General features: G+C 57.5%; 11 protein-coding genes. 7 read left to right on the top strand and 4 right to left on the bottom strand.

Translation table 11 applies throughout. The features are described 5' to 3' along the window. Positions 1–231: 231 nt before the first annotated feature. A complete protein-coding gene (locus SMC5_RS01810; protein WP_165848922.1) occupies positions 232–885 on the bottom strand; it encodes an HAD family hydrolase in 654 nt (217 codons plus the stop codon). A gap of 163 nt (positions 886–1048) precedes the next feature. On the opposite strand from SMC5_RS01810, the gene SMC5_RS01805 reads away from it, so the two are divergent. Genes SMC5_RS01805 through SMC5_RS01795 form a run of 3 tightly spaced genes read left to right on the top strand, consistent with a single transcriptional unit; the run spans position 1049 to position 5399 of the window. Continuing rightward, positions 1049–2149: a GNAT family N-acetyltransferase gene (locus SMC5_RS01805; RefSeq protein WP_165846505.1), complete on the top strand. Its 1101-nt coding sequence runs from the start codon at positions 1049–1051 to the stop codon at positions 2147–2149. Position 2150: 1 nt separating this feature from the next. Next, positions 2151–3791 carry a putative manganese-dependent inorganic diphosphatase gene (locus SMC5_RS01800; RefSeq protein WP_119119349.1) on the top strand — a complete coding sequence of 547 codons (1641 nt, stop codon included), beginning with the start codon at positions 2151–2153 and terminating at the stop codon, positions 3789–3791. A 51-nt stretch (positions 3792–3842) separates the two neighbouring features. Further along, positions 3843–5399, top strand: coding sequence for an FGGY-family carbohydrate kinase (locus SMC5_RS01795; RefSeq protein ID WP_119119348.1), 1557 nt, complete (start codon positions 3843–3845; stop codon positions 5397–5399). Positions 5400–5451: 52 nt separating this feature from the next. Here SMC5_RS01795 and guaA read toward each other — a convergent pair whose 3' ends face one another. The 3 genes from guaA to SMC5_RS01780 all read right to left on the bottom strand — a co-directional run bounded on the left by guaA (position 5452) and on the right by SMC5_RS01780 (position 9010). Beyond that, positions 5452–6996: a glutamine-hydrolyzing GMP synthase gene (gene guaA / locus SMC5_RS01790; protein WP_119119347.1), complete on the bottom strand. Its 1545-nt coding sequence runs from the start codon at positions 6994–6996 to the stop codon at positions 5452–5454. Beyond that, complete coding sequence (gene guaB / locus SMC5_RS01785) at positions 6993–8444, bottom strand: IMP dehydrogenase (RefSeq protein ID WP_119119346.1); 1452 nt, start codon at positions 8442–8444, stop codon at positions 6993–6995. The genes guaA and guaB overlap by 4 nt, the downstream gene beginning before the upstream one ends. Positions 8445–8566: 122 nt before the next feature. Then, a complete protein-coding gene (locus SMC5_RS01780) occupies positions 8567–9010 on the bottom strand; it encodes a hypothetical protein (RefSeq protein WP_119119345.1) in 444 nt (147 codons plus the stop codon). 204 nt (positions 9011–9214) lie between these two features. Between SMC5_RS01780 and SMC5_RS01775 the strand changes: the two genes are divergently transcribed. From SMC5_RS01775 to SMC5_RS10965, 4 genes are all read left to right on the top strand, one after another. Then, entirely contained in the window at positions 9215–9811 is a 597-nt protein-coding gene (locus tag SMC5_RS01775; protein ID WP_119119344.1) for a hypothetical protein, read from the top strand. Next, positions 9811–11931, top strand: a complete 2121-nt coding sequence (locus tag SMC5_RS01770; RefSeq protein WP_119119343.1) for an ATP-dependent helicase — start codon at positions 9811–9813, stop codon at positions 11929–11931. Before SMC5_RS01775 ends, SMC5_RS01770 begins: the two co-directional genes overlap by 1 nt. A gap of 117 nt (positions 11932–12048) precedes the next feature. Beyond that, entirely contained in the window at positions 12049–12477 is a 429-nt protein-coding gene (locus SMC5_RS01765; RefSeq protein WP_119119342.1) for an NfeD family protein, read from the top strand. 9 nt (positions 12478–12486) lie between these two features. Beyond that, positions 12487–12767 (top strand): SPFH domain-containing protein (locus tag SMC5_RS10965; RefSeq protein ID WP_243624946.1); only part of this gene is annotated, 281 nt, incomplete at its 3' end.

Genomic DNA, 12767 nt, shown 5'->3' with positions numbered 1-12767 from the left:
TTCCGATACGCTCGATGATCCCATTCCTCAAGTACAGGGCGTCGCCTGTCTGTTTCCACCATCCGTCCAGCGACGACATGACCCTGACATGGAGCAGTGCTGTGTCTTCATGCCGCATAATCGTATTCCTCCCGCCCGCGTGCGGACGCTCATCATAGCAAGAAACCCCGGAGTCCCGGGGCGGCACGTTCCAGAACTGACGGCATTATTGTAGTTCGGCAGGCGCAATCTTCAATTGGTTGAGTCTGCCAGTAGCAGAAGCCCAGGCCAGGTTTCGATAAGGTAGGTGGGATCGAGCTCAAGCAGTGCATCGCGTCCGATGTAGCCGAATGTGCAGCCGCACGAAGCCACACCGGCGTTGCGAGCTACAAGAATGTCGTTCCGGGAGTCCCCAACCATGAGCGTTCTGTCCTTGCTGGTGCCGATGTCACGTACCAGGGACACGAGATTGGACGGGTTTGGCTTGCGCAGGTCTGCGTCACTGGGACCGACGACACGGTCGAAGAACTGGAGGATCCCGAGGTGTCGCAGAATTTCCAGCGAGAGATCCTGTGGTTTGTTGGTCAATACTGACAGATGGGTTCCCCGTTCCTGGAGCGATGTGAGTGTCTCAGAGCAACCTTCATAGACGTACGAGAAGTCAGTACAGTGATCCATGTAGTAGGAGCGGAATTCGCCCACCAGCTCCCCCACGAACTCCCGTTCGTCAGTCTGGAAGGCTCGCATCATCATGTCGTCCAGTCCGTCCCCCACCCATGAGACGACTGTGGTGAGGTCGGCAACAGGACGGGCGTGCAGCTGAAGGACATGGTTGACAGCCTCGGCAATGTCGCGACGTGTGTCGACAAGCGTTCCATCAAGGTCGAACAGGTATAGGTCAAACACAGGCATTCCCCCTTGCAGTGGTGTGGCGCGCATGATTCTCATGTATACTGTACTGATACGTAGGCGCTAGTCTACCATGGTAACTGTGAACCCGCGCCATATCTGGCAGCAGCGTGACTGTTGCTCTGAGAATGACATGCCAGGACTGAGAGGAAGGACTTCTGTGGAAACGAGGCTCATCGAAGACAGCTCTGCGTTTGCTCTGCTGGAACCGTTCTGGAACCGGATAGTCGTGCAGAGTGCCGCTAATACATGTCATTCGACGTTCGAATGGCTGTTCACGTGGTGGAAGTACTTTGGTGCGGATAGGCGACTACTGCTCATTGCAGCATACGAAGACGGCGTGCCTGTTGGCCTTGCTCCGCTGTATGTTGGCAATGGGACCACGGAACCCAGGGACCTGCATTTCCTGGGACAGGGGCTGTCGGACTACGCGGACTTCATTACTCCCCGGGATCGTTCGGACGTGACTGAAGCCCTTGTCTCAGCCCTGCTGGACCTTCGTTTGTCATGGGACGGGATGGACCTCGAGGAGATCCGTGCGGAGTCCCCGAGTAGAGGCTTTCTGGATGGGGTTCGCGAGGAGGGCAGTGTCCCTGCAGTGTGGCAGACGACCGTGCAATGCCCGTACCTGCCCATCGAAGGCGGCTGGGAGGCATTTTATGCCACAATGGGCAAGGGATTTCGGCATGAGGTTCGGAACAAGCTGAACAGATGGAACAGTCGTAGCAATGGGCGTATAGAGGGATTGGAGCTGCGGTACGCCGATCGCAGAGAGGTCGACAACGCATTTGTGGACGAGGTTGTCGCATTGTCTGGTGAGCGCCAGTCGGCCGACGGCCATCGGAGCCCGTTCCTCAACCATCCAGACCAGGAGTTCCTTCGAGAAGTGCTTCCACTCATGGGCCGGCGAAACCAGCTGCGCGTAGGAGAGCTCAGGAGCGGGAACGCACTGCTCGCATTCATGCTCGGGTACCAGTGGCAGGGAGTTGTGTATACGTGGAATACTCAGTACGACCCTACGTACGCAGACTACTCGCTTGGGCGCATCGTGCTGGTATCGTTTGCAGAGCAGTCATTTCGCGAGGGATGCCACGAGCTCGATTTCATGCGAGGCGAAGAACCGTACAAGTTCCAGTGGACGACACTCTGCAGGACGAACCTGGCTCTCCGCTCGGAGCGGTCGGCCCAGACTGCCGGGGACATGCAGGCGTCTCCAGGGCCCGAAGCGGTCCAGGTCGTCCAGGGCGAAACGAGTAGCTGACATGCGACAGAGAGTCATTGTGACCGGACACAAGAATCCGGATACGGATTCCATCTGCTCTGCCCTTGGCTACGCGTTCTACAAGAATCGGACGGACCCTTCCCGCGTCTATACCGCTGTTCGTGGAGGAGACCTCAACGATGAGACCCGCTTTGTCCTGGAGCGCTTCGGGTTCCGTGTGCCGCCGCTCTTGAGATCACTGATGCCACAGGTTCAGGACATTCCCCGGAAGCGTCTTGTGACAGTTGCTCCCTCCACCCGCGTCGGGAAGGCCGCCATTCTCATGAAGGAGAACCATATCCATTCGCTCCCGGTCGTCGACGATGCACTGGTTGTACGAGGTGTCGTGGATGCCGTCGATATTGCCACCGCGTACGCCGACCAGCTTGAGCATGCCGACGTCCTTCCTTATGCGGTGGAACTCGACACCCTTGTGCGACAGCTGTCAGCCAGGATCGTCCTCCATACCGGCGAATCCGCGGAGCTGAAGGGGCGATTGCTTGTTGTCACCGGTTCGGTGGGGCGTCTTGCGCCGGGATCTGAGGATGTCACCATTATCATCTCTGACGGGATACCCTCCCAGGACGTCTTGGCAGCGTGTTCGGCCGCTTCCACCCTGATTGTCACTGGCACCGCCACTATGGCGCAAACCGAGGCACAGTGGCCGTCCCACCTGAACCTTGTTCTCGAGACGGACATGACAGTGACACAGGCGCTGCGGGCTCTCTGGTCATCGATTCCGGTGTCTGCATTCATGGAAGGCACTGTCCCCTTGCTAAGTATGACAGATACGCTGGAGAGAGCAAAGAAGGCGGTGCTCGACTCGTCCGCCCGTTGTGCCGTAGTTCTTGATGCACTACATCATCCGGTGAACATTGTGACCCGTTCCGACCTCATCCGGTTTTCGCGAAAAAAGGTTGTCCTCGTGGACCACAATGAGACATTGCAGGCTGTCGATGGCGTGGAGGAGGCCGATATCCTCGAGATCATCGATCATCACCGTGTCGGCGACATCTCCACCTTCCGCCCCATCTACTTTCACAACGAGCCGGTCGGGAGCACCTGCACGATCGTTGCTGAACTGTGTACGGAGAACGGGGTCTTCATGCCGAAGTCGGTGGCCGGGCTCCTGATGTCGGGCATTCTCTCAGATACGATGAACCTCAACCTCTCGACGACTACGCCAAAGGACGTCCGCGCCGTGCGGCGACTCGCGGCGACCATTGGCATCGACGCGGAAGCATTTGGTCTCGAGCTGCTTCAGAACGGTTCCGTGATGTTCAAGGACCTTCCTGCGACAGAGGTTCTGATGCGGGACTTCAAGGAAGTTGAGCTCTTCGACACACGCATCGGCGTCTCTCAGGCCGTCGTGTTTTCTTTCGACCGCATCCGGGAACGGGAGTCGGAATTCAAGCAGGCGATGAGGGATGTGCGGGCACGCATGGGGCTCGCCATGGTGGCATTTCTGGCCACGGATCCTCTGAGCAGGAGATCATATCTGATCGTTGCCGGGCCTGTCGAGGCGTTTGAAGAGGCATTTGACGTGCGCATGGAAGATGGACATGCCATCCTCGATGGAGTGCTCTCTCGCAAGAAGGACTTCATTCCGCCGGTGGCCGAGGTTCTGTCGCGGTACGCATAGTTCGCATAGTGGCTCCGAGTCCGCCGGACCCGGTTGGAGGGGAGGATTGCGATGGGAGACCGTCTCGTTTTGGCGATTGATTGTGGCACACAGAGTGTTCGAGGCCTGCTGTTTGACGACTGTGGTCACCTGGTAGCCAAGCATAAGGTAGAGTTTGAGCCGTATTTCTCGCCAGTGCCGGGGTATGCCGAGCATCGCGCCGAGGATTACTGGCGAGACACCTGTAAAGCCTTGCAGGCGCTAAAGGAGGAATCCCCCGAAGCGTGGGGCCATATTGGAGCGGTTGCGGTGACTACGCAGCGTGATACGGTCGTTGCACTCGATGCCGATGGAATTCCTCTCCGCCCCGCCATTGTCTGGCTGGACCAGCGCATGGCTCGCTGTGACGAGCCGATGCCTCTCATGGACCGACTACAGTTCAAAATTGTAGGGATGACCAAGGCGGTCGAGATTACCAGGCGCAAGGGCAAGGACAACTGGATGGTGGAGAACGAACCTGAACTGTGGGCACGTACCAGCAAGTGGCTGCTGTTGTCGGGGTTCTTCTCCTTCCGACTGACGGGGCGGTACGTCGACTCGGTAGCCTCGCAGATAGGTCACAACCCGTTTGACTATGCCACGCGCAGCTGGCCCAGGAGTGACAACAGCTGGCGGTGGCACATGTGCAGCGCACGTCGGGAGCAGATGCCCGAGCTCGTGGACGCCGGTGAACAAATGGGAACTATATCCGACGAAGCAGCACGTGAGACGGGCATTCCCGAAGGAACACCGGTCATTGCCGCTGGATCCGACAAGGGATGTGAGACACTGGGCGTCGGCTGTGTCGACGAGACGAGTATCAGCTTGAGCTTCGGGACGACTGCCACCGCCCAGACCACGTCACGGAAGTATTTCGAGCCGATCCCCTTCATGCCACCCTACCCGGCCAGTATTAAGGGGAGCTTCAATCCCGAGGTCGAGATCTTCCGTGGCTACTGGATGGTGAGTTGGTTCAAGAAGGAGTTTGCGACTCGCGAAGCCGTGGAGGCAGAGCAGCGCGGTGTTCCCCCCGAGGTCGTGCTGGATGAGCATCTGGAGGATGTACCGCCAGGATCGCAGGGACTGATGCTCCAGCCATACTGGGGTCCCGGACTGAAGATGCCCGAGGCCAAGGGATCCATGATCGGGTTTGGCGATGTACACACAAGATCGCACATCTATCGAGCAATCATCGAAGGCATCGGCTATGCCTTGCTCGAAGGGGTCGAACGCATCGAGCGCAAAAGCGGGCGGAAGGTGACCCGGGTTATGGTGTCAGGAGGGGGTTCGCAGAGCGACGCCATCTGCCAGATCACCGCAGACTTGTTTGATCGACCGGTGGTGCGAAGCGAGACCTATGAGACGTCGGGTCTGGGCGCTGCCATCAACGGTTTCGTCGGGCTCGGTGTCTATGCTACACATGAAGTGGCGGCAAAGCAGATGGTTCACTGGGACAGTACCTTTCTTCCACATCCTGAAGCGGTCCGTATTTACCACGAACTGTACACGCGCGTCTACAAGCACATTTACCCAGTACTGCAGCCGCTGTATCGCGAAATTCAGCGGATAACCGGGTATCCCGACATCTGAAGAAGCGATATGACGGTCAAGCAGGCTGTGGTGCGATTGCTGCCCCCCGACTCTACTCCCACTCGATCGTGGAGGGGGGTTTCGACGTAATATCATAGACCACCCGGTTGACCTCAGGCAGTTCGCTGGTAATCGCGTGAGATATCTCCTCGAGTACATCCGCAGGAAGCCGTACCCAGTCGGCGGTCATGCCATCGCTGCTCTCGACAATGCGCAGGGCAACCGTATGGACATACGTCCGTTCGTCACCCTTGACGCCGACAGTTCGGATACCAGGAAGTACTGCGAACGACTGCCAGACCTTCATATACCATCCAGACGCTCTCATCACTCGTTCGACGACGGCATCCGCACGCTGCAGGATGTCGACGTTCTCTGGTGTCACCTCGCCAAGGATACGGATACCCAGGCCAGGACCCGGGAACGGTTGTCTGTCCACAAGTTCTTCTGGCAGTCCCAGAGCACGGCCGAGGTCGCGCACCTCATCCTTGAACAGCAGTCGGAGTGGTTCGATGAGCGAGAATGAGAGGTCCGCAGGAAGGCCGCCGACGTTGTGGTGGCTCTTGATGGTACTGGCGACGGAGCTTCCGGATTCGATGACGTCCGGGTATAGTGTTCCCTGGACGAGAAACGGGATGCCCTGCATGGCACGCGCCTGCTCGGCAAAGCAGTCGATGAAAGCTGCGCCTATCGCTTTACGTTTCTTCTCGGGTTCCGTGACACCCTTCAGCGACGCGAAGAACCTTGTGGAGGCATCCATGCGCACAAGAGGCATATCGAAACGGCGATGGAACACTGACTCGACACGGTCGCCTTCCCCGGCCCTGAGCAGCCCTGTATCCACAAACACGCACGTGAGGCGATCGCCGATGGCGCGGTGCACCAGCGTCGCAGCGACCGAACTGTCGACACCGCCCGAGAGAGCGCAGAGCGCACGCTCATCGCCTATTCGCGAACGGATGTCCTGGATGGCATCATCCACGAAACCGGACATCGTCCAGTCGCCTGAGCAGCCTGCCGCGTCGAAAAGGAAGTGTTGCAGGATGTCGCGACCGACGGGTGTGTGAACTACCTCGGGGTGAAACTGTATGCCGTATTGTCGCCGGCCCGGATTCTCCATGGCGGCAATAGGACATGCCGGGGTCGATGCAGTGGTCCGGAACCCCGGGGGAACCATCCCAATGCGGTCGGTATGACTCATCCAGCAGGAGGTCTCGGTGGGAAGACCGCGAAACAGAGAGGAAATTTTGTCCAGTTTGACGGTTGTCTTCCCATACTCGCCCGCTGGAGCGTGTTCAACGGACCCCCCAAGCAGTCTGGCCATCAACTGGGCCCCATAACAGATACCAAGGACCGGTACCCCGACTTCGAAAACGGCTGTGTCGCAGACAGGGGCGGAGGCGGCGTAAACGCTGGCGGGACCACCGGAAAGGATGATCGCCTTCGGGTTCCTCGCGGTCAGCGCTGTCAGTGGTGTGTCGAACGGGATGATCTCGCAAAAAACGTGAAATTCGCGAACTCGGCGTGCGATGAGCTGCGTGTACTGACCGCCGAAGTCCAGGATGAGAACAAGCTCGTGCCTCGTTGTGGAGTTCATTCTGCGTGGTAGTTGGGGCTCTCGTTCGTCATGTCGACGTCGTGGGGATGAGACTCGCGAAGCCCTGCTCCTGTGATGCGGACGAAGTGGGATTCATTTCGCAGAAGGTCGATTGTTGGTGTGCCGCAATAGCCCATGCCCGCTCGCAGACCGCCCAACAACTGATACAAAGCGTCGTGGACCGATCCCTTCAGGGGAACGCGGCCCTCGATACCCTCAGGAACCAGCTTGAGCCGGGTATCCTGAAAGTATCGGTCGCTGCTCCCCTGTTCCATTGCACCAAGCGATCCCATGCCGCGGTAGGTCTTGTACTGTCTGTTCCCTGCCGTGACGACGTCGCCCGGACTTTCAACAGTGGCAGCGAGAAGGCCGCCGAGCATGACCGTGTTGCCTCCGGCTGCAAGAGCTTTTGTTATGTCGCCAGAGTACCGGATGCCTCCGTCGGCGACAATGGGAACGTCATGACGCTGGGCCTCCTGGGCGCACTCGTAGATGGCGGTTATCTGGGGCATACCAACTCCTGCTATAATACGGGTCGTACAGATCGAGCCCGGACCTATGCCGACCTTCACCGCATCAGCTCCGGCGATGACCAGGTCGCGAACAGCTTCCGGTGTCGCCACGTTGCCTGCCAGAATCGGGACGACGGGGAATGCCTGTTTGAGGAACGCTACGGCTCTGACGATGCCAAGGGAATGACCGTGAGCACTGTCGAGCACAAGCAGGTCTGTCCCTGCTTCGACGAGCGAGCGGGCTCGTGCGAGCAAGTCGGTTGCCACACCGACTGCAGCTCCCACAAGCAGTCTGCCCCTGTCGTCTGTTACAACCTCGGGAGATGCCAGCGTCCGCGTAATCTCGTCGATTGTTGCAAAACCGGCCAATTGGCCATCTGCATCAGCCAAGGCAAGTTCTTGTATGCCCCACTTTGCAAGATGTGTGGAGAGGCCAGGCGCATCCAGGCCCGGCGGGATTGCGATCTTCGAGCTCGCGTGGAGGAGTTGTGAGAGAAGGGTCGATGGTTCTTCAAAAGCAAGATCTGAGGGAGTGACGAGGCCGACCAGATGGCGCCCTTCCATGAGTGGCAGTGCGAAAACGTTGAACCGGTCTAGCAGATCGTGTGCTTCGAGAACAGTCTGTCGCGGATCGAGGTGAGCTATGGAAGAAGGTGTGTGAATGCAGATGGACTTGACCGTGGCGACTTCTGCAGCCTGACGTTCGATGGACATGTTCTTGTGGATGAAGCCAATGCCGCCTTCCAGTGCCATTGCTACTGCCATCGTGGATTCGGTGACGGTATCCATGGCAGCGCTGACGATTGGGATGTTCAGGTGGATCAAGCGCGTAAGCTGTGTCCCGAGATCTACGTCGTGCGGCAGGACGTCCGATTTTCCGGGAATCAGCAGGACATCATCAAAGGTCAGACCCTCTCGTGCAAACTTGTCATCCATCGTTCCTCCCAGTGGTAGACGGTCTTGCTGGCTCGGCTGACGCAGGACGTACACCTATAACCATAGCCTAGTAGGGCTGGGCCAGTTGTCAACGAGGGATTGTGAGACAATCTCGGGGTTCCCTAGTGGCTTCCGGGCAGTAGATTGTGGAGCCAGCTTCCCAGAGCCTGGACATCGATTGGAGGGAGTCTGGCAAACAGGGGTGCCATCAGGGGATAGATGCGGCTCTTGCTCACGAGACCGGCCGAGAGGGAAACGGGCAGAAGATGCGTCACCAGTCCCAACAGAAGTCCTGCGATGGCGATCTTGATGATCGATGAGAGGATGACGGCGGGAACGGCAATCAGAACGTACAAGAGCAGATAGGTTACGATGTAATAGGCAACAGTAGCAAGGCCTTGATTCGGGAGCCTGATGAAGCTGACGTAATACGGCGTAAGCGAAGCTGTCAGGAGCGCAGACAAGCCGATTGCCAGAAGGGATATGCCAATCTTTCCCTGCTTGGAAAACAGGTTCTGGACGATAATGATCGCTGTTGATATGACGAAGATCGTGTCGAACAGCACCTGGCACCTCCGATGCGCCTGCTCGTCTTTTCTTAGTATGAGCCCAGCTTACGGCGCGTCAACAAGGTGTGATGACCAGCGGCGGCGGTCACCGTTGGCTGGGGCCGGTTCCTCGGTATACTGAAATACACGCTCCGTGACAGGCATGTAGATGTTTGCCGGGTGTACCTTTTGATAGTCGCTGCACATGAAAAGGAGATAGATGTGGGATATTTCATCGATCTGCTGTTCCTGTTTGTGAGACGCCCCGCCGAGGGCATACGCCGGATTCGTGAACGTCCGTCAGTACTCGCGGCCCTGATCGCCTTGCTGCTGACAGGTGTCATCGATGCGATGAGTTTCCGCCTCATGGATATCGTCGGCCTCCTGAAGTCCATTGGACTCACAAGCCAGATGACAGACGCTGTTACCCAGGCACAACAAGCTCCGGGGACGTTCTGGACGTTTGTGACCGAGCCCTTCGTTCTGGTGATGTTGTCGGTCGTTGTCATCGACGCCGTGGCGCAACTTGTGTGGAAGCGCACTGCGGCTTCGCGTATGTATGTTGCCCTCAGCTTTTCCGGGCTGGTGGGAGCGGTTCTGCGTGTGATCGGGATACTCATGGTCGGTGTCGCAAGTGGTATCGTTCTCGACGTCTTCGCCTATGGAGCCATCCTGTATGTGCTTGTTATGGGAGTCCTGGCGGTCCGGTTCTTCTATGAGAAGAGCACGGTGAAGGCACTGGTTCTCTACCTCCTCCCGACGCTGCTCGGGCTTGGTGTCCTGGTGCTTTTGACGATGACTGTCGGCGGGCCCGCCTGATGCCTCTGGATTTTCAGGGAGACCTTAACCCACAACAGCTCAGGGCTGTCGAGGAATGCAAGGGTCCCTGCCTCGTGCTTGCGGGTGCGGGCTCGGGCAAGACCAGAGTCATCACCTATAAGCTTGCGTATCTCATCACCAAGCGTGGTATTGCCCCATCGCACATCATGGCGGTTACGTTCACCAACAAGGCAGCAGGCGAGATGCGCTCGCGCGTCGACGCGCTCATTGGGGCCGACCTCTCCCGCAAGGGACTTTGGATCGGCACGTTTCACTCACTCTGCGGCCGTATCCTGAGAGAGCAGATCGAGAAACTTGAGCTGGGCTATACGAACAGGTTCGTCATCATCGACGAAGATGACCGCACACGTCTTGTACGACAGGTCCTCAAAGAGCTGAACATGGACCCGAAGACTTATGAGCCACAGAAGATCGTTTACCGTATTTCCGATGCGAAGTCGAATCTAGTTGGCCCTGAAGAGCTTTCTGACTATGGCTACAGCTATATCGAGAAGGCGGCGGCGACTGTTTATAAACTCTATCAGAAGCGTCTCCAGCAAGGGAATCTGCTGGATTTCGACGATCTCATTGCGTTGGTCATCCGATTGTTCGACAAGTGTCCGGAGGTTGAGGAGTACTACAGCTCGAAGTTCGAGCATATTCTGGTGGACGAGTACCAGGATGTGAACAAAATGCAGTATGAACTGGTCAAGCGGCTTTCGAAGATGCACGGTAACGTCACGGTTGTCGGTGACGACGATCAGAGTATTTATGCATTCCGTGGCGCTAACAGCAAGCTCATTCTCGGGTTCGAAAAGGACTATCCGGGCGCGACAGTCGTCAAGCTTGAGCAAAACTATCGGTCGACGCAGTCCATCCTCGACGCAGCGAACGCCCTGGTGGCACGCAACCGGACGCGTTTCGTGAAGAAGCTCTGGACGGACAACGGAACAGGTACTCCTGTGCGTCTATTCGAAGCTCTGACACCGGAGGAAGAAGCCAGCTTCGTCGCCTCGAGCATTGATGTCCTGGTCCGGGGCGGTGCGGACCCTCGAGACATGGCGGTCATTTATCGGATGAACAGCCAGTCTCGTGTCATCGAGGAAGCCCTGCTTGCGTCGAATATCCCATATCAGATTGTCGGTGGATTGAAGTTCTACGAACGGCAGGAAGTGAAGGACGTTCTCGCATATCTCCGGCTTGGTTTCAACCCCAGCGACAATCTTGCGTTCGAGCGGGCGGTGAGCCGGCCTTCCCGGGGGTTCGGCGACAAGAGCCTCTCTGAGTTGAAGCAGCTGGCGGCGGAGCATGGCACGTCGTGGTTCATGGCATTGCCCGAATGGGTCGGGCGGACGAAGGCCGGGAAGACCAAGGATAAGCTGGAGGCATTTGTCGATCTCATCGTGCACATCGGCGCGGCGGGCGAGTCGGCGATCAGTGCGGCCAACCTCGTATTTGCCTCATCGGGACTTCTTGAACAATACAGCGACGAAGGTGAGGAAGGTGACTTCGAACGACAGTCGAGACGTGAGAATCTCGGGGAGTTCATGCGCACTGTCGATGAGTTCGACAGGATGAGTGAGGACTGCTCGCTAGGAGCCTATCTGTCGCAGGTAGCGCTCATACAGGACCAGGACAGCATGAAGCCAGGCACGGCAAGGGGAGTCTTGCTCATTACGGCGCACTCGGCCAAGGGTCTCGAGTTCGGCGACGTGTTCGTCGTCGGTGCGGAGGAAGGGGTTTTCCCCCACCGCCGGGCATTGGACAGCAGCGCCGACATCGAAGAAGAGCGACGGCTGTTCTACGTGGCATGCACACGCGCGCGCAAGGAACTCTCAATAACGTACTGCACGCAGCGCACCAGCTACTACGGTTCGGGATTCCAGGAGCCATCGCGTTTCATCAAGGAGATGGAACTGACCAGGGAGAAGGTTGCCGGAGTATCGTCTCGCGAGCGGCCCGAACTTATCGAGGGCGACATGGTCATGCACAATATTTTCGGCACCGGGAAAGTTCTGGAGGTGTTCTATGACGGCAACGATCAGTTCACCGTCATTGATTTCAAGAAGGTTGGCATCAAGAAGCTGGCCGCGCAGTACGCCCAGCTGAAGAAACTGTAGCGGGCATTTGCGTTCGCTCACGCGAGTTGTTTGCCACCCTATTGAACTGCACATGCATGGTACTAGAATGACAGCAGTACTACGCGACGAAGGAGTTTCCGTTACGGGGAGGTGTTCATGATTGGTTTCTGGATAACGATGGCAGTCGTCTGTGCCGTGGTAGACGCCTTCCTTCCGTACTACTTGCTGGTTTGGTTTTCGGGTGGGGCCCTCGCTGCGCTCCTATTCTGCTGGGCTGGGTTCAACACGTCAGTGCAGTTCGTTGTGTTCTTCCTGGTATCGTTTGCGCTCATGGCACTCGTTGGGCGCTACATCAATTCACGTTTGTTGAGGGGTGGTTCCAAGATGCGAACGAATACTGAAGAAATGCTAGGTAAGACGGCAAGCACTGTCATGGCTATCTCAGCTGGTGGTGCGGGACGCGTGGCGCTCAAAGGTACGACATGGAGAGCCATTCTTAATGACGAGGCAGCCGTGGCCGCCGTTGGCGACAAGGTTGTTGTCGTCTCGATCGAGGGTGTCACGTTGACTGTGAGAAAGGAATAGGAGGTATTCATGCCATTAACGTTCAACTGGTCCATTGTCTGGTGGGTGGTTGGCATTGTCGTTGTTCTTATTTTCGCTCTGCGGTACATCATCATCGTGCGTCAGAGCACTGCTGTCATCGTCGAACGTCTCGGAAAATTCAGCCGGGAGCTGAAACCCGGCCTGCACTTCCTGATCCCGATCCTCGACAGCGTGAGAGCGGTCGTCGACTTACGGGAACAGGCATGGGACTATCCACCTCAGGCTGTCATCACAAAAGACAACGTACCTACGAGCATCGATATCGTTCT

Origin of the sequence: Candidatus Cryosericum odellii (genome assembly GCF_003570935.1) — a bacterium.
In the GTDB taxonomy this organism is placed as follows: Bacteria; Caldisericota; Caldisericia; order Cryosericales; family Cryosericaceae; genus Cryosericum; species Cryosericum odellii.
The sequence above is the reverse complement of the archived record's forward strand: the minus strand, read 5'-3'. Positions and strand labels throughout refer to the sequence as shown.